Here is a 17,188-nt window from a genome sequence, read left to right as displayed (position 1 = left end):
GACAATGAAAAAAGGAACCATTGTATATATAATTTGCTATCTATCTGTTATTTGCGGTAATGCTCAAAACAGCGTCGCCCATAATATTGTAGGCACAAACCACTTGATTAAATCTAAAGTTTTAAATGAAGAAAGGCAGATTCAAATCTATCTTCCTGTTAATTATGAAGATTCAAAAGAACACTACCCTGTACTTTATGTGTTAGATGGGCAACGACTTTTTAATTATGCCGTTAGCTTGAGTCAGTCTTTTAAACAATTTCAATTAACGCCTGATTTTATTGTGGTCGGTATCCATACCGAGTATCCCAAACGATTTCAACAATTAGGTGAAGGAAAAGATACTTTAATAAAATACTTGAGTGCAGAGCTGATCCCATATTTAAATAAAAGCTTTAGAACGAATAATGAAAACCTAATTTTTGGTTGGGAGTATGGTGCAAGTTTGGTGTTTAACACGATGCTATCTAACCCAACATTATTTGATGCCCATATCATGGCAAGTGCCTTCCCTATAATGGATGCCATAGACAAGTTAAACGATGTTTCAGCATTACCAACAAACCTCTACTTTTCTGTAAGCCCAGATGAATATGATGTAAAACACAGTGCCGTTAAATTAGACTCATTACTAACTCAAAAAAATATAGAAGGATTACAATGGTCTTTCTTAAAACTTGATATAGAACAACACCGTTCAACAGGTTACCCAACCCTGTATCATGGGCTTCGAAATTATTATAAATACTATCAAGAATTTGAAGTCAATAACCTTCAAAAGTTTATAAATGCTGGTGGTATTGACTATGCCTACCAATACACTAAAGAAAGAGCCAAAAGACATGGTTTTTCACCAGAACTTGGACTATGGTCTAAATTTACCATTATCAGAAGTGCCATGCGTGCAGACGATTTTTATCACTTTGAAACACTGTTAAACGCTTTAAATAAAAAGGGATTTATTAATGAGTTGATGTATAGTAACATGGGATATGTGGTTTCTGACTTTGCTTCATTTTATGAGAAACACAATCACTTTAAAGAGGCAATTGACTTTTACAATCTTTTACTGAAAAAGTATCCGGATTCAGAAAAATTATTAAAAAAGAAAGCAAGAGCAATTAGCACGATTAAAAAAAAATAAGATGAACACTTTAACAATTAATAATCTCAAACTCACCTATAAAAATGGTCACCAAGCAATACAGAATATTTCTTTAGAAATAAAGAATGGCATGTTTGGTTTATTAGGGCCTAATGGTGCTGGAAAATCATCTCTAATGAAAACCATTGTTGGATTGCAAAAACCTACGTCTGGGAGTATTGATTTTAATGATGTTGATATTATTAACAATCCTGATTACATCAAAAAGAATTTAGGATTTCTGCCGCAAGATTTTGGAGTATACCCTAAAGTGAATGCCTATGATTTATTAAGTCATATTGCTGTTTTAAAAGGCTTGGAAAATAAAAAAGAACGCGAAACTCAAATTCAATATCTATTAGAAAAAGTCAATCTATGGGATTTTAGAGATAAAGAAGTACATACATTTTCAGGAGGTATGAAACAGCGTTTTGGGGTGGCGCAAGCTTTGCTTGGAAAGCCCAAAATTGTTATTGTGGATGAACCAACAGCAGGCTTGGATCCAGAAGAACGTAACCGGTTCAATATGTTGTTGAGCGACATCAGTAGTGAGGTAATTGTAATTCTGTCTACACATTTGGTGGAAGATGTAAAAAATCTATGTTCAGAAATGACCATTATGAACAAGGGGCAAATATTAAAAACAGGCAAACCTAAAGAACTTATTTCTGAACTGGAACATAAAATTTGGTCAAAGGCTATTGAAAATGATGAACTAGAAGATTACCAATCAAAATACCAGATTATTAGCAAGCAATTAATTGAGCGTGTACTGAATATTACCATCTTTTCTGAAACAAAACCTGAAGGATTTGATGCCGTAACACCTTTACTGGAGCATGTGTATTTTAAAACACTAGCCTAAAATTAATATATCATGAATGCTATATTTCAATACGAGTTAAATCAAACCACAAGGAGATGGACCTTATATCCTATGATTTTAATCATTCTCCTTTTAGGCGTTTTTTGCGGAAATAAATTCAATATGACTGCTGGTGAAGGCATATACCTAAACTCACCATATACGATTGGGTTTATGATGGGTATGTTTAGTCTTTCCATTATATTTCTGGCTATTCTATATTCCAATCAAATTTTATTTAAGGAATGGGATGCCAAGTTCGATTTGGTGATTTTTTCACTTCCTTTTTCCAAATTGACCTACCTAACTGGTAAGTTTTGGTTTTTTTACCTGAAAACATTTTTAAGTTTTAGCTTATTAATTTTAGGTTTTGTCATAGGTCAAAATTTACGAACTGGTGACGAAATGCAGATGGGTTTGAATTTATGGTATTATGTGTATCCATTACTTGTTTTTGGAATACTCAATGCATTATTTGTTTGTAGCTTTTTATTTTTTATTGCCTATTCAACACATAAAAAATTAGTAGTAGTCATTGGTGGACTGTTACTTTATGTTCTTTACATGGTATTATTGGTGTTTTCTAACTCACCGTTCATGTCTGGGAGTATGCCACAATCGCTAGAAGTGCAACAAATCTCTGCTATCTTGGATCCGTTTGGATTATCAGCATACTTTTTCGAATCGAGATCATTTTCCGTACTTCAAAAAAATGATGGTATTGTTCCACTAACCAATATGTTTTTATTAAACAGAGGGATTTTTCTGTTTATTTCTGCATTCTTTTTATGGTCTAGTTATAGAGGGTTCTCATTCTCAAGAAAACAAAGTCATAAATCTAAAAAGAGTATAAAAGTCAATGCCATTAATGCTGTGGTGAATTTAAAATCAATAAAGACCCCAAAGTTAAATTTTGGAGGTAGAATGGATTTTAAATCGGCATTATCCTTTACCAAATTAGACTTAATTTATCTTTTTAAAAGCGTTGTTATTGCGGCTGTTTCCTTGCTACTCATATTTTATATAGGCATGGAAATGTATGCTGATATTGATAAGGGTATACGACTACCAGAAAAATATGCAACATCTGGTCTTTTAGCGACTTCCATTTCATCAAACTTCCATCTATTTGGATTATTGATTTTAGCCTATTTCGTTAATGATTTATATTGGAGAAGTCACACGTCAAATTTCACATTAATTGAAAAAAGCATTTATTTTTCAAAGAGCAAATTAAAGGGTCATTTTATTTCATCAATAGTACTAGTCTGTTTTTTTACAATAGTTCTCATTATTGAAGCACTGATTTTTCAATTTAGTTATGGCTATTTTAGTATTGATTGGAAAGCCTATTTAGGTGTCTTTATCTTCAATGTAATTCCTTTAATTCTATTTTCAGCGTTTTTACTATTAATAAATGATATCCTTAATAACCGATATGTTAGTTTGGGTGTTTCTACGTTGAGCGTTTTTGCTTTGGCTAGTCCCTTATCAAAATATATTTTTTCTTACCCATTATTGCACATATTCTCAGGTTATAATGGTATTTATAGTGATTTTAATGGCTATGGAATTTATTTATCAGCATTCTCGCAACGCCTCTTGTTTGGATTAGGCTTCATAGCGTTTATCTGGTTGATAAACAGTTTTATAAAGACGAAAGTGTTAAACAAAAAGACGTCCGTACTCGTTTTAGTTTTACTAATTGTAGGTGCTACTAGCGGTATATTTTTCATGAAAGGTTATATGCCCAAAAATGAAGAACAAACAATTTTAGAAGCGGTGAATTATGAAAAGTCTTATAGAAAATATGAAGCTATCCCACAACCAACAATTACAGATGTAACTACAGATATTCATCTTTACCCTTCTAAAAACGCCTATGAAATAAGTGGACATTATGTTTTAAGCAACCAAACCAATGAAGCTATTCATAAAGTTTTAGTCAATTTTCATCCGGATTTAGAAATTGAAACAGCTTTGTTTGAAAGTAGTTTTGAAAAAACACAAATTGAAGAACATGTCACAGAAATTAGTTTGGATAAACCATTACAGCCTAACGAAGTAGCTAGTTTAAGCTTTAGTTTATCCTACAAATGGTTTGCAGTAAACGGACACCAATCCTTTAATTCCATAGTAAATAACGGTTCTTTTCTGAGAATCAGTAATTACTATCCAACTTTTGGGTATCAAATCGATAGAGAAATTGATGATGCAGAGAAGCGTAGTGAATTTGATTTGGGAAAAGCTTCAGAATTGAAAGCATTAGAAAGTCCACAAGTATTCAAAAATGATTTTATCAATTTAGAAATGACCATTTCTACAGAAAAATTTCAAACAGCTTTAGGTACTGGAGACTTGATAAAGCAATGGTCTGAAAACAACAGAGATTACGCTATATATAGTGCTGATACTATACCTTTTCGATTTGCATTGGCGTCTGCTGAATATGAGTATAAATCGATTCAACATAAAGACAAAACTATTAATGTCTACTATTCAAAAAATCATTTTGAGAATGTAGATCATCTTATCAAAAATGCTAAAATAACCCTTGATTATTGTATTGATAATTTTGGTGAATACCCTTTTAAAACCATCAGTTTTGTTGAAATATCGGCATTCACAAAAGGTTTTGCGGCAACAGCTTACCCATCTGCAATATTTATGACGGAAGATATGATATTTCATACCAACCTAGAAGGTAATAAAAAACAAGATGTCATTAATGAATTGGCAGGACACGAATTATCACACCTTTGGTGGGGTAATAGCCAAATAAATCCTGATTACAGAGAAGGTGCTATAATGCTCACTGAGACTTTGGCTATGTACACTGAAATGATGTTGTATAAGAAAATGCATGGTCATGAAAAAATGAAAGAGCGATTAGAGATTCATCAGCAAATTTATGATAACGAGAAAGGATTGTATGACAACCAACCACTTTATAAAGTAAAGCCTGGATATACACATATTGCTTATTCTAAAGGCGCAATTGCCATGGTAAAATTGAGCGAATTAATAGGGGAGCAACAAGTAAACCAAGCGCTTAAAAATTTCTTGGAAAACAATAAATATCCCAAAAAGCCAACATCCTTAGATTTACTTGAGGAATTATATAAAGTCGCACCAGATGAAAGCGCTAAATCTAAAATTGACGAGTTGTTTAAAACAATGTGAAATTAAAGACTGTAAAATTCAATTTAAAAAATAAATCATGTTTAAAAAATACAAAATTATTAAATGGATACTCACCACGCTATCCCTCATTGTGGCTATCCTTATTGTTATTGGAATCTATATAGCGAGTCTATTGCCAGCAGTAGATGAAACCCTAGTTCATAGTCGAGCAAGTGATATCACATACATTACTAAAGATGCACCAGCTTATCGTGGAAAAATACTGGCCGTTGTAACCAGCACGGATACAATGGGTACAAGTGGTAAAGGCACAGGATATGAACTAACAGAATTAGCAAGAGCTTACTATGTTTTTAAAGCCAATGGTTTTGATGTTGATGTAGCAAGTCCTTTGGGAGGTAAACCGCCTGTGGTGTTAGATGATGATGATATGGGAATATTCGATTATGCATTTTTGAATGATTCAATTGCACAATCCAAAACCAATAATAGTATATCATTAAAAGATGTGAATCCCGAAATATATGAAGCTGTTTATTTTGTTGGAGGAAAAGGAGCGATGTTTGATTTTCCAAACAATAGATTTATACAATCTCTAATACAAGATTTCCATAAGAATAACAAAGTAATAGGTGCAGTCTGTCATGGACCTGCAGCATTTGTAAATATTACCTTAGATGATGGACAGTCCTTTTTAAAAAATAAGCAGGTAAGTAGCTTTACCAATAAGGAAGAGTTATTACTAATTCCAAATGCAGTATCCATATTTCCTTTTTTATTACAAGACGAACTGATATCTCAAGGAGCGGTATTTAACGAAGGCATAATGTATCTTGAAAGAATAAGTCACGATAATAATGTAATTACTGGTCAAAATCCTTGGTCCGTATGGGCAATGGCAGAAGCCATGGTAAAGCAAATAGGATACACACCTAAACATAGAGCCATAACTGCTGAAGAAAACGCTGTTAAAGTCTTATTTGCTTACGAAACAAAAGGCAAAGAAGATGCTAAAGCAGCAATAAAACAAATTGTTCAGGGAAATAAACAATCCGTTTCTAGATCATTGCTAGTTGATCATAGTGCGGTATCAGTAATACAGGGAGATTTAAAAAAATCTTATGACCTTCTAAGTTTAGCGTCCTATGCAAAAGATATTGAATTCGATAAATAAAAAAATGAAAAAATTAATAACCATAGTAATTATTTTTCTTCTGTGGCATCAGAATACAATTGCCCAGAAAATTGACAGTAATGATCAAAATTCGCGAGAGATTGACTTAATCATCCAAGCGGATGATGTTAAAATTGGAGGAACCTTATCGATTCCAACAAAGTTAAATGCATCATCCTTAGTTATTATGAGTTCAGGAAGTGGTGACCAGGATAGAGACGAAACATTAGAAGGCTTCAAAATTTTTAAAGTTATTGCCCACCATTTGGCATCAAAGGGAATTGCTTCGTTCCGTTATGACGATAGAGGAGTAGGCGTAAGTACTGGTGATTTTGTCAATAGTACCTTCGAAGATCATTCAAGGGATTTGGAGCATATTATGGCTTATTTTAAATCTTCAGCAGCGCATCCATTCTATGATTTCATATTATTTGGGCACAGTCAAGGGGGTATTCTTGCTGGAAAGGTTGCTGCTGGAAATATGTCTGTAAAAAAAGTGATTTTAATGGGTGCACCGGCCGTACCGCTAATAGAGGTTGTTACTTACCAGGTGAGACAAGATTATGAGCATACAGATTTACCAAAATATTTAATTGAAGCTGATGTGTCAGCACACAATAAATTGATGAGAGCAATTGAAGATGATAAGAATATTGATGAAGTATACCATTTATTCAAACAAACAACCGAAAACATTTTGTCTAAAATGAGTTCGTCACATGATGTAGACTCTTTAAAAATAAAACAACAAGCAATTGCAAAAGCTGATGAATTCAAAATAATATATGGATTGCCTTCACTTACCTCATTTCTCTATCAAGACCCTTCAAAAGATTACGAACAACTAAAAGTACCTGTATTGGGTTTGTTTGGAGGTTTGGATTTTCAGGTGCCTATTTTCCAAAACAAGGATAGAATGGAAAATGCCTTTCTTAAATCTGGTACCGATTATCATTTTATAACGTTTGACAAGGCCAATCATTTTTTCCAAAAGGCTACAACTGGGAGCAGGGATGAGTATGCAACACTTGACAGGAAATTTGTGGATGGCTTTTTAGATGGGATTTCTAATTGGATCCTCGGGAAATCATAAATTATTAAAGGAAATTTAAAATGAAACATGGAATAGACTGTATAGACAAATTTGAATATAAAGAAGTTGCAGGTGTCTGGGGGGCATCTGTAAGGGCTACGCACCACTTCTTGAAAGAAGAAGACATCGCCTATTTCAAGCCTTTAATTCTAAATACATATCTAGATGCTGTTGAATTGAGATGTTATAGGGATGAGAATAATGCAATTATTGGGTTTCTAGGAGTGGCTGATCAAAACTTAGAAATGCTGTTCATTCACCCAACACATAGAGGAAAAAGCATCGGTAAAACTTTATTGGAATACGCAATTAATAGCCTTAATGTAACCAAAGTAGATGTCAATGAACAGAATGAACAAGCTGTTGGATTTTATAAACATTTTGACTTTGAAATCATTGGGAAATCTCAATTGGATGCTTCCGGAAAACCCTACCCGATTTTACACATGAAATTAAAAAAACAGAAAGCATGAAATTCAATTCTGCACTTTTAATAACGCTATCGTTTATTGGTCTTCATTTGGCTCAGGCACAAGAAAACAACCTAAATACCCATAAAGATTCGCTCAACTATGTTTTGAATCAGTATTATGAGCTCAACCTAAAAGTATTTCAACAAAACTCCACCTTAAAAGACATCGGTAAAATCTTTGAACTGTTTACCGATGATTTTACCTATGTACATCCAAATTATGGTGGCGTTTATACACGTGAAGACCTCTATAAAGGCTACAAACGTAACCAAGAGAATGGAGGCTATGATGGGAGTGTTATTGACATAAAAATTGAGAACATTATTTATGGCTTAAATGCCATTACAGTAAGCAAACGCTTCATTACAAAAGAAAATGTTAAAATGGTTGAAGGTGACGAACAAATGGCACTTTTTGAATTTAAGAATGGGAAAATATTTATGATTAAAGAATATTGGTAGCATATGGATTTTAGACTTAATAAAAGGACTATATAATTATGAAATTGGCACATATTTTAAGTATTTATTATGCTTTTTTGTTTGCTCCACAATTAGTTGCGCAAGCTAAATACGATGTCAAAAAAGTAAATGAGAACGTCTATATTTTAACGGAACTATGGGAAGGTAATGCCAATGGAAATTTAGGTATGGTTATAGGTAATGATCAAGTGTTGCTTATTAATTCTATGATGATGAATAGTGCATCATCTTTAGAAAAGGAAATCCGAAAAATTACCGACTTGCCTATAACGTATATCATTAATGGTGATTCAGATCCATATAACCATCATGCCAATACCTATTTTGCAGATAAAGGAGCTACAATAGTATCGCATTACAATATGAAGTATTCAACAGCATATCACGACATCCTTTTTAAAGATTCTATATCTATTCCTATAGGTGATGAGGTGGTTACTGCATACCATACACCATCACATACCCTTGATCATATTGATATTCATTTAGAAAAAAGCAATGTGTTGTTTATGAGCGATGGTTTTAGAACCAATTGGCTTACCTATACGGGTCCCAATGGATCACAAGGCGTCGAAGCAGGAATAGATAAGGCTCTTACATTTAGCGATAAAAATACCATTATTGTTTCTGGAAACACTTCAAAAAACCCTCGTTTCTATTATGGCAACAAAAATCGACTAATAACCAATAGAGAAATTTATGCCAAATTTGCTAGCCGTGTTGGCCAATTATATGAAAATGGATTAAATGCAGAAGAGATGTCATTGGATGCTGCACTGAATGATATCGTAAAAGACTTAGAGGCTTACCCTATTTTAAAACCTTATTTAAAATATCAAATACAAGAGTTGTTGGAAGTAGATTTAAGCAAAGGCTATAAATTAACACATAACGAATTTATGTCTTATGTTGGGATTTACAAATTAGCAGATGCGAAAGTAATTGAAATTGTTTTTGAAGAGGGAAATCTATTTGCAAGACAGGAAGGTGCATTTTATTTTGAACTGAATCCCATTTCTAAGCGTATGTTCGATTTCAAAGGACCAACTTCCAATGATTATTTAAAATTTAAGATATCTTCCAATAGAGAAGTACTAGGCGTATCACCAATATTAGAAAAAAATGGTTGGTTGTCTAATGTATTAACTCAAGGGGATTATATCAAAAATTAACACAAAAAGCTTATGAAACATGGAATAGTTACAGGAAGCAGTAGAGGTATTGGCTTGGCAACGGCAGAGTTTTTGACTAAAAATGCAGATACACATGTTATAGGAAGTTCAACCTCTGGAAACCAAACATTAAACCAACCTAATTTTCAATGTTTAAAACTCGATTTATCCAGTAGTGATTCCATTGACAAATTCGTTGAGACTTTAGTAGATATAAAACTTGATTTTTTAATCAACAATGCAGGCATATTACTAGAAAAATGGGATGCTTCAAAAATCAATATGGAACAATTGAAAAAGACATTCGATATCAATGTTTTTGGTACTATTAAACTCACCGAAAAACTATTGCCATTATTTAAATCTAATGCTCATATTATCAATATCACGTCTGATTGGGGCTCATTTAGCGAACAAAACTTTGATGCCTTTCAGCCTCACTATAAAATGTCTAAAGCTGCTTTAAATATGTACACAAAATTGTTGGCAAAGCGATTAGAGCGTAATAACATAACGGTATCGTCGATAGACCCAGGTTGGACACAAACCGACATGGGAGGTAAAATTGCACCTCGATTGCCTAAAGATGTAGCTGAAGATATTTTGAACTTATTAAACAATGAAGTAGAAACTGGAAAGTTTTGGCATCAGGGAAAGATTAGACCATGGTAGTTGAATAGAAAATGGTTCTTAACTAAAGTCAATGAATAAGGTTTAATTCTAAAATACTTTTGTTTCATAATAAAAATAACATTATGAATATTAAAAAAGTAATATTAGGTGTGTTGGTATTCGCATCAATATCATCCTGCTCAGTGCAACAATTTGCAGTGAATACAGAAACAAAACCATTTGAAAATGGAGGAAAAGTTTTTGGAGAAAAGACAAGGGAGTTAACCTTTAAAAAAACAAGTGATCTACATTTACTTGGAATTAATGTTAAGGAAAGTAATGTAGAAGCACTTGTTACGGATTTGGATGCTGAAAAGTACACCATTGAAACAAAGTCTAGTTTATGGCTTCGTATTCTTTCATTGGGAATGGTAGATCATAAAACTGTAAAAGTAATCGAAAGAGATAAATAGCAACACTTAATTAATCTCAACTATTTCGAAGCCCTGGGATTCATTTCTGGGGCATTCTTTTTAGAAAGGTCTGACTAAAGACAGGTAAAATCGTTTATAATAAAACCTATTTTTTAGCTAATCGTTTTCTAATTCTACTCAAAGATTCAGGTTTTACCCCTAAATAACTGGCCAAATGATATTGTGGCACCCGTTGTAGTAAATCGGGGCGGGTTTCTAGTAGATTCCTATAACGTGCCTCTGGGCTAGAGATTATGAATTTAGCTAAGGCTTCTTGTTGCTCACCATAATCACTTTCCATTGACATCCTGCACAAGGTTTCATATCTAGGAACACGTTTAAACAACTCTTGTTCCTTTTCGTCATTTAAAACAGCCAATCTACTATCTTCAACACATTCAAAATAGTGGTTTGCCGGTGTTTTGTTCTTATAACTTTGTAACGACGCTATGGATTCGTCTTCAACATAAAACTCCGTTGTTCGTTCTTCACCGTCAATAATGTAATATTTTCTGATACAGCCATCAATAACAAAATAAGAATCCCGGGAAATCTGTCCTTCCTTTAAAAGTATATGACCTTTTTTAAAGCATCTTATCGGAATACATTCAGCAAAGGCTTGTGCCTCTTCGTCAATAAGTTCGAGAAATCTTGAAATCAGTTTTACTATCTCATTTTCCATAGGACACTAAATTAAGAATTTATAGAATCTTTTTAAGTACCCTATTTTTTAGTCCTTTTTCAACAAATCTCTTGTAACATCCAAATGGAAAAGTACATCCGTACTTTCACAACTTTTCTTCATTGCTTGAATAAGTTCATCGGTGGTTTCGGGAAGCTTGTTTGGTGCTTTCTCCCACGTTTCCTTATCGGGCCATTGCGCGTAAGCCATATAATTACCTACTTCATCTTTGTGAAGTCGTGAGCCTAGACCACCTGAATAGGTCATAAATGCTTCGGTCAATTTTTTCCAGGCAATTTCAAAGTCACTTTCAAAACCCTCGGTAACATTGAACTTATAGATTACAGCATGCATTGTTTTATTTTAATAGTTAACAAAATTTATTTAAGCAAAGGGTCAATCCCAATGATTGGATCTTGACAAGGCATATTTGCCAGCGCCACTTAAGTAAAATACGATTCCAGCGATGAGATAAATAAATAATAAATCCAAAGACCACCCCCCAAATTGGTTCAATTTAAATAAATTTTGGGTTTGCGCCATTACAATCGCCAATAAGCAATTAAAGGAGAAAATCAATCCGGCCAATCTGGTCCTATATCCTATCATGAGCATTAAAGGTGCCACTATCTCGCCAATAAATACCCCATTTGCCATCATCTTCGGCAAACCATATTGTTCTAAGAGACTTCCAATAAATCCAGTACCATCAATTATTTTGTTGATACCATAAATCAACATGGTAAATGGTATTGCCAATCTTAATATAAAAATTGCAAGGTTTTTGTTTCTTTTCATTGTATTGAATATTTAAGGTTAAAAATTATACTTTAGAAATACGCCCATGTTTTGTAGTTTTTTTCGAGCGTTGTTGAACTGATCCAGATTTACAGCCAATCCGGTTATCAACTGTTCTTTCCGTATTCCGATTTTAAGCTGTTGCAATCCCCTTATATAACCATTCGAATTGATATTGGCGGTTGCAAGCAGATTTATATAACCGCTATGATTACGACCTAAATTGGGGGTATAACTTAATACCAAGGATTGCTCAAATGAAAACCCTTTTTGGTATGTACTGCCGGCTGTGTAGGCGAAGGAAAAATTAGTCGTCTTGGAAGAAAACCCTAAGGATATAGTGCAGAATGCCCCAGGGTTTTTAATCCCTATCGCTGTATTGAGTTTAATTTTCTGATTGAATTGATAAGAGATATTATTTCGGACAAAATAGATATTGTTGGTATCCTCTTCATATTCAGTATCGAATAGTGTCAGATTGTCCAAAGATAATTTTGGGCTGATCGAATATTTAATAAGATGTTTGTAGGCAACAGATCGGTTGCCAAGTACTAAATCCGGTGAGAAGTTCAATTCTTGACCCGCAGCGCTTAGAACGGTCATATAAATCAAAATGAGTAAAGTCGTATTTCTAAGCATTGTTGCTATTTTTTATTCACAACAAATTTATAGTCAAGTAATTAGGCGTTGATTAAGGTATCTTAAGAAATGTGAAGGGCTAAAAGAAATCTTTAAGACCCATTCGGCTGATTGTATAAAAAAAGGATAACTGTCCTCTACTTATTTAGTCAAACAATTACCCAGTCATATTAAAATCACTTCTCGTATTCAATCCATTCGCAACGAGTAACTTTCCAAAACTCCATAAGTTTCAAACCCCATTTTCGTATATATTCTTTCTCCAGCTTGCGAAGCAACCAAGTATACTTTCTTGCTTTGGTTCTTTAAGGCTTCGTTGATTAAAAGCTGTGTCATTTTTCTTCCAAGCCCCAAGCCCCTATAGCCAGCTTTTGTACCAATCATGTGGATACCCGAAATGCCGTTTTTGTCCAGATAGACCATCCCACAGCTTGGAAAGGAGTTCTGGTGTTTCCCCAAAAAAAGTTTAAATGCGGGGTCATTATATAGCGAAATGATTGTGGACGTTTTAACGGGGTATCCAAAGGACTCGGATGCTACTTGTGCAAATAGCCCAGCATCATACTCCGAACAAACCTCTAGAAAATCGGATTCCTTAATGTTTTCATATGAAATTCTATTAGTTGTCAATGCCATGGCCTTTAATGTAGAAGTCAATCCAAACCCATTGGATGTCAGTATTTTTTCAAGGAACTCCTGTTCATAAAACGCTACTGAATTGGGTAGCTTTCTGGACTGTATATTTTGTTGGAGAACTTTTAGGTCTAACTTTTCAACGTTGACATTGAAAATTTTATTGGGCCATGAGTTTTCAGAAGGATCGGTACTGTCAAAACCCTTTTCTTTTTTGAGAAAGCCACCATTATGGCCTATATGTTTCCAAAACTCGAATAAATGTTCAATTATTTTTTTGTTCATTTTGTCATGTGTTTTTTAAATCGTGTAACTTAAATTCGAAGGGAGTTGGTATTTAACTATAAAAACCCTTTTGATTTGAATTGAGTGGTAATTTTATTCATTAGATTTTCTACATCCTTGGCGTCATTTTACTCACTAACAGGTTGATTCCTTAAAAAGCTTTCTACAATATTTTTCAAAACGTATTCTTCTTTTGAATTAGTAAGACTTTTCGAGTCTTCATCAAAATTCCTTTGAAAGCTGCCCAAAGAGAATCTACCTGTGAGTTGTCCTCCCCATCGCTGCACCAAGTTGGCCAAGATTTCCAAATGTGTGCTGCCACCAGTTGCTCCTGGTGAGGTGCTTAAAAGAAGAATGGGTTTGTCCCCAAAGAAACGTTGATCTATTCTTGAAAGCCAGTCAATGGTATTTTTTAAAAAAGCCGACGGAAGACCATTATGCTCAGGAGAGGCTAGAATAAAACCTTCAGCAGAGGTAAATCGTTGAAATAGTTCTTTCGCCTGATTGGGGATGCCTTTTAGTTCGACTTCCTGACTGTAAATAGGCAGTGTGTATTTTTTAAGATCGATGAACTCAATTCGGCTATTCGGAAATTCCTTAATAATGTATTTTATCAATTTCTCGTTGATAGAAGCCGGATTGTTGCTGCCTGTAAATGCAATTATTTTTTTCATGTTGTACTGTGTTTACGAATTACAGTACAAACCTAGTAGGAACCAATTTTAATAATCTTAAGGTGGATTAAGAAAGGGTTTTTAGCGCAATTTTTTTCGAAGGGCACTCAAAAATTCAGGGGTTATACCCAAATAGGAAGCAACCATATATTGAGGAACCCGTTGTTCAATATCACGGTATTTTGTGCGGAATTCTAAATAACGTTCCTCCGCTGTTTTGGCCATACCATCAATGGTACGATATTGAAAAGCAACATATGCTTTTTCAAATTTCAATCTGAAGAAACGTTCGATTGCGGGAACCTCATTATAGAGGCCATTTAAGGTGTCCCGATGTATTTGCACTATGGTGCTTTTTTCCAAAGCTTGTACAAATTGTTTGGCAGGGGTATTGGTAAGGTAGCTATATAGGTCATTCACCCACCACCCTTCTATACCAAATTGAACAATATGCTCTTTGGCTTCTTTATCCATATAATAGGCCCGTAGACAGCCTTCCGCAATGAATTGCATGTGCGAGGAGGTTTCTCCTGCAAACAAGAGAACTTCTTTTTTTTCCAGAAGTGTCTCCTTGAAGCTATTTCTTACAATAACTTCGTCTGAAGGGGATAATTGAATGATTCCCCTCAAATGCGCTATGAGTTTGTCCTTTGCCTGCAAAATCAAATCAATGTATAGGTAAGTTAACAAAAATCAATTGTTACTGCTTAGAATTTTGTTTATGATAAATTTAAAATAGTTAAAGGTTACCAAAAACACTATTGATTAAAGTGATTTGGGCAAATGTTCTAATCCGAGTTGCCCGACGAACCTATTTCTATAGCAACCTATTTACCGAGGGTTAAGAAACATAATAAAATTCTGTTGACCGATTTGTTAACTCATTCAGGTGATTTTAGAGTGAAAAAGTAAATTTTAAGAAAAGTTCTTAAAAAACATAACCCTGATAATCAATTGATTATCAGGGTTAAAATGTTAACAAAATGTTAAAGTCGGGGTGGCAGGGTTTGAACCCTATCACGCAATAATTTATATATCAATCAGTTACAGTTTTAAAGAAACAACTGTTATCCGATTTGTTGACGGTACTTAAATGAACTCAAAGTAAATCGCTTTACTTTCTGACCCTACAAAGATAAAACTTGTTAAATATTAAAACAATCTATTTAACCGTAAGTTTTATAAGCGCATAATTATTAGACTAACCTTTCCTCCAATGCATTCTTCCATTTATAGAACCCTTTTTTATCTTCGCTATAGTCATGGATTATCCTACTGAAATTTTCTCTTTTGGTTTCCAAAAATGATTGGCGCCCATTGTTGCGTATCCAGTTCAATTTCCGGTTGATGTGTTCCAATTCTATTTTGAAAAAAGAATGTTCTTTTGAAAGATGCCAAACATAGGTCGCCTCTTTGGTGTCTAATGTTTCCAAAACAATGTGAAATTTTTGTTCTCCTTCTAAAAGGAAAACGAATGAAAATGGATTTAGAACAAATCGAATTTTCAGTTTTTCATACAAATGCTTATTTGACAAGTATAATAACTGCTTGTGATGAACATAATCGCTGTTTTTCAAAAGGTTTTCCAATAGATTTTCTTCAGAGCCGAAGAAAGAACCTATTGTTTTAGAGCCCTCTTCTATATCTTCCTTGTTGCCGAACTTTCCACTCCTTATAAACTTCTGTTCAATAAACTGAAATTTTACGCTATCCACTATTTCTTTATTGATATGGTCAATATCTTCCGAAGTGGCCAGTTGTGAAACAACTGTATCATTTTCAAACCCTATTTGGATACGGACTGTAATGGATTTTGAATTTAAAACTTTAGCGAAGTAAGGTTTTAATACCTCATATTCAGGTTGAACCTCTTCATTCTCGATTTCAAATTCAAGTGAAGCACCATTTGATAATTTGTATGAAAAACAAACCATCCCGTAATGAAAATCCAAATCGTGGATTGCGACTTTGATAATCTTATCAATGTCACTTAGAGGCATTCTGTTTTCAATGGTTTCCTGTAAATCCTCAAATAAGGTAGCTTGTCGGTCCAGATTTCGGTAGTAAGTGTTCCGTTTTAAAAAGAGCTTGTTCAGATATGGGATATGCTTATCCCTGTAATCATAAATAATAGGTGTTAATTCTGAACGCTGCACCCTCCCGATATACTGAATTAATTTGCCCTTAAAGGCAAACGGATAGACCAAAAACAAACAGGATATACTTTGAATATCCACTCCTTCCCCAAAAAATTGCCCCGTAGTGATAATAGCTTGATAGTTGCCCTGTTCAATATTTTTCCACTTTATGGCACGTGAAGTTGCATTGTCATCACCAGAAATCGGAATAACCTCATATTGATTTTTCAAATATTGATACAGCGTTTGGATGTGTTCCTTTCGCTCTGTGATTATTACTACTTTCCTACCTTTGTTCAGTTCATCTTGAACATCGCTTAAAATCAGTTTATTCCTTTCGGAATCGTGGACCAATATTTTGGAAAGGGTTTCAAAATGGTCAGTTTTTGAGTTAAAGGGAACATTAAGGTTGGTTTCCCGAATTACAACCCGTGCTTTTTTGTAATGTTCAATTTCTTGGGGCTTGATTTCAGAAATGATATTTCCCAAATAGACGAACAATAGTTTTTCATCATTATTTTTCCGAAAAGGGGTAGCCGTTAACCCATATTGATAATGAAGTGATTTAAACTTTTTTTGGATCGAAAGATAGGGCTACGGACATTTGTGTTACCACACGCAAATACCATAGCCCATGTACAAAGTACTTGACAAAGATACCATAGAATTGGAGATAGTCCCACATATACCTTTACCGAAAAGGGGTT

18 protein-coding genes are annotated in these 17,188 nt (G+C 34.0%); 10 read left to right on the top strand and 8 right to left on the bottom strand.

All coding sequences use genetic code 11. The features are described 5' to 3' along the window. Positions 1-4: 4 nt before the first annotated feature. The 10 genes from B4Q04_RS14295 (at position 5) to B4Q04_RS14250 (ending at position 10,632) form a co-directional block, all read left to right on the top strand. A complete protein-coding gene (locus tag B4Q04_RS14295) occupies positions 5-1,144 on the top strand; it encodes an alpha/beta hydrolase-fold protein (protein WP_088697194.1) in 1,140 nt (379 codons plus the stop codon). Between the two features lies 1 nt (position 1,145). Beyond that, on the top strand, positions 1,146-2,009 hold the full coding sequence (locus B4Q04_RS14290) for an ABC transporter ATP-binding protein (RefSeq protein WP_088697193.1): 864 nt from the start codon (positions 1,146-1,148) through the stop codon (positions 2,007-2,009). Between the two features lie 12 nt (positions 2,010-2,021). Beyond that, positions 2,022-5,192 (top strand): ABC transporter permease/M1 family aminopeptidase, encoded by a 3,171-nt coding sequence (locus B4Q04_RS14285; RefSeq protein ID WP_088697192.1) that lies wholly within the window; start codon positions 2,022-2,024, stop codon positions 5,190-5,192. 37 nt (positions 5,193-5,229) lie between these two features. Further along, on the top strand, positions 5,230-6,327 hold the full coding sequence (locus tag B4Q04_RS14280; protein WP_088697191.1) for a type 1 glutamine amidotransferase domain-containing protein: 1,098 nt from the start codon (positions 5,230-5,232) through the stop codon (positions 6,325-6,327). Between the two features lie 4 nt (positions 6,328-6,331). Continuing rightward, on the top strand, positions 6,332-7,420 hold the full coding sequence (locus B4Q04_RS14275; RefSeq protein WP_088697361.1) for an alpha/beta fold hydrolase: 1,089 nt from the start codon (positions 6,332-6,334) through the stop codon (positions 7,418-7,420). A gap of 20 nt (positions 7,421-7,440) precedes the next feature. Beyond that, complete coding sequence (locus B4Q04_RS14270) at positions 7,441-7,893, top strand: GNAT family N-acetyltransferase (RefSeq protein ID WP_088697190.1); 453 nt, start codon at positions 7,441-7,443, stop codon at positions 7,891-7,893. After that, positions 7,890-8,354: a nuclear transport factor 2 family protein gene (locus tag B4Q04_RS14265; RefSeq protein WP_088697189.1), complete on the top strand. Its 465-nt coding sequence runs from the start codon at positions 7,890-7,892 to the stop codon at positions 8,352-8,354. Before B4Q04_RS14270 ends, B4Q04_RS14265 begins: the two co-directional genes overlap by 4 nt. A gap of 38 nt (positions 8,355-8,392) precedes the next feature. Further along, positions 8,393-9,547 (top strand): hypothetical protein, encoded by a 1,155-nt coding sequence (locus B4Q04_RS14260; protein WP_088697188.1) that lies wholly within the window; start codon positions 8,393-8,395, stop codon positions 9,545-9,547. 12 nt (positions 9,548-9,559) lie between these two features. Continuing rightward, on the top strand, positions 9,560-10,219 hold the full coding sequence (locus tag B4Q04_RS14255; RefSeq protein ID WP_088697187.1) for an SDR family NAD(P)-dependent oxidoreductase: 660 nt from the start codon (positions 9,560-9,562) through the stop codon (positions 10,217-10,219). 83 nt (positions 10,220-10,302) lie between these two features. Further along, on the top strand, positions 10,303-10,632 hold the full coding sequence (locus B4Q04_RS14250; RefSeq protein ID WP_088697186.1) for a hypothetical protein: 330 nt from the start codon (positions 10,303-10,305) through the stop codon (positions 10,630-10,632). Positions 10,633-10,738: 106 nt separating this feature from the next. On the opposite strand, the gene B4Q04_RS14245 is transcribed toward B4Q04_RS14250, so the two are convergent. The 8 genes from B4Q04_RS14245 to B4Q04_RS14210 form a co-directional block, all read right to left on the bottom strand. After that, on the bottom strand, positions 10,739-11,314 hold the full coding sequence (locus B4Q04_RS14245; protein ID WP_088697185.1) for a Crp/Fnr family transcriptional regulator: 576 nt from the start codon (positions 11,312-11,314) through the stop codon (positions 10,739-10,741). Positions 11,315-11,362: 48 nt separating this feature from the next. Further along, positions 11,363-11,668: an antibiotic biosynthesis monooxygenase family protein gene (locus tag B4Q04_RS14240; protein ID WP_088697184.1), complete on the bottom strand. Its 306-nt coding sequence runs from the start codon at positions 11,666-11,668 to the stop codon at positions 11,363-11,365. Positions 11,669-11,710: 42 nt separating this feature from the next. Continuing rightward, positions 11,711-12,112, bottom strand: a complete 402-nt coding sequence (locus B4Q04_RS14235) for a DoxX family protein (RefSeq protein WP_088697183.1) — start codon at positions 12,110-12,112, stop codon at positions 11,711-11,713. 18 nt (positions 12,113-12,130) lie between these two features. Further along, positions 12,131-12,751: a hypothetical protein gene (locus B4Q04_RS14230; RefSeq protein ID WP_088697182.1), complete on the bottom strand. Its 621-nt coding sequence runs from the start codon at positions 12,749-12,751 to the stop codon at positions 12,131-12,133. Positions 12,752-12,940: 189 nt separating this feature from the next. After that, positions 12,941-13,669 carry a GNAT family N-acetyltransferase gene (locus B4Q04_RS14225; RefSeq protein WP_088697181.1) on the bottom strand — a complete coding sequence of 243 codons (729 nt, stop codon included), beginning with the start codon at positions 13,667-13,669 and terminating at the stop codon, positions 12,941-12,943. Positions 13,670-13,797: 128 nt separating this feature from the next. Then, positions 13,798-14,343: an NADPH-dependent FMN reductase gene (locus tag B4Q04_RS14220; protein WP_088697180.1), complete on the bottom strand. Its 546-nt coding sequence runs from the start codon at positions 14,341-14,343 to the stop codon at positions 13,798-13,800. An 81-nt stretch (positions 14,344-14,424) separates the two neighbouring features. Beyond that, entirely contained in the window at positions 14,425-15,033 is a 609-nt protein-coding gene (locus B4Q04_RS14215) for a Crp/Fnr family transcriptional regulator (RefSeq protein WP_236631026.1), read from the bottom strand. Between the two features lie 506 nt (positions 15,034-15,539). Continuing rightward, positions 15,540-16,970, bottom strand: coding sequence for a DEAD/DEAH box helicase (locus B4Q04_RS14210; RefSeq protein WP_201723400.1), 1,431 nt, complete (start codon positions 16,968-16,970; stop codon positions 15,540-15,542). Between the last annotated feature and the right edge of the window lie 218 nt (positions 16,971-17,188).

This window comes from Zobellia sp. OII3 (assembly GCF_002211465.1).
Lineage (GTDB): Bacteria > Bacteroidota > Bacteroidia > Flavobacteriales > Flavobacteriaceae > Zobellia > Zobellia galactanivorans.
This window is presented reverse-complemented; position numbering and strand designations above follow the sequence as displayed.

Coding starts and splice junctions, on each gene's coding strand:
- B4Q04_RS14290 (WP_088697193.1), top strand. CDS start 1,146: ATGAACACTTTAACAATTAATAATCTCAAACTCACCTATAAAAATGGT.
- B4Q04_RS14230 (WP_088697182.1), bottom strand. CDS start 12,751: ATGCTTAGAAATACGACTTTACTCATTTTGATTTATATGACCGTTCTA.
- B4Q04_RS14270 (WP_088697190.1), top strand. CDS start 7,441: ATGAAACATGGAATAGACTGTATAGACAAATTTGAATATAAAGAAGTT.
- B4Q04_RS14260 (WP_088697188.1), top strand. CDS start 8,393: ATGAAATTGGCACATATTTTAAGTATTTATTATGCTTTTTTGTTTGCT.
- B4Q04_RS14275 (WP_088697361.1), top strand. CDS start 6,332: ATGAAAAAATTAATAACCATAGTAATTATTTTTCTTCTGTGGCATCAG.
- B4Q04_RS14265 (WP_088697189.1), top strand. CDS start 7,890: ATGAAATTCAATTCTGCACTTTTAATAACGCTATCGTTTATTGGTCTT.
- B4Q04_RS14280 (WP_088697191.1), top strand. CDS start 5,230: ATGTTTAAAAAATACAAAATTATTAAATGGATACTCACCACGCTATCC.
- B4Q04_RS14285 (WP_088697192.1), top strand. CDS start 2,022: ATGAATGCTATATTTCAATACGAGTTAAATCAAACCACAAGGAGATGG.
- B4Q04_RS14235 (WP_088697183.1), bottom strand. CDS start 12,112: ATGAAAAGAAACAAAAACCTTGCAATTTTTATATTAAGATTGGCAATA.
- B4Q04_RS14225 (WP_088697181.1), bottom strand. CDS start 13,669: ATGAACAAAAAAATAATTGAACATTTATTCGAGTTTTGGAAACATATA.
- B4Q04_RS14250 (WP_088697186.1), top strand. CDS start 10,303: ATGAATATTAAAAAAGTAATATTAGGTGTGTTGGTATTCGCATCAATA.
- B4Q04_RS14245 (WP_088697185.1), bottom strand. CDS start 11,314: ATGGAAAATGAGATAGTAAAACTGATTTCAAGATTTCTCGAACTTATT.
- B4Q04_RS14255 (WP_088697187.1), top strand. CDS start 9,560: ATGAAACATGGAATAGTTACAGGAAGCAGTAGAGGTATTGGCTTGGCA.
- B4Q04_RS14295 (WP_088697194.1), top strand. CDS start 5: ATGAAAAAAGGAACCATTGTATATATAATTTGCTATCTATCTGTTATT.
- B4Q04_RS14240 (WP_088697184.1), bottom strand. CDS start 11,668: ATGCATGCTGTAATCTATAAGTTCAATGTTACCGAGGGTTTTGAAAGT.
- B4Q04_RS14220 (WP_088697180.1), bottom strand. CDS start 14,343: ATGAAAAAAATAATTGCATTTACAGGCAGCAACAATCCGGCTTCTATC.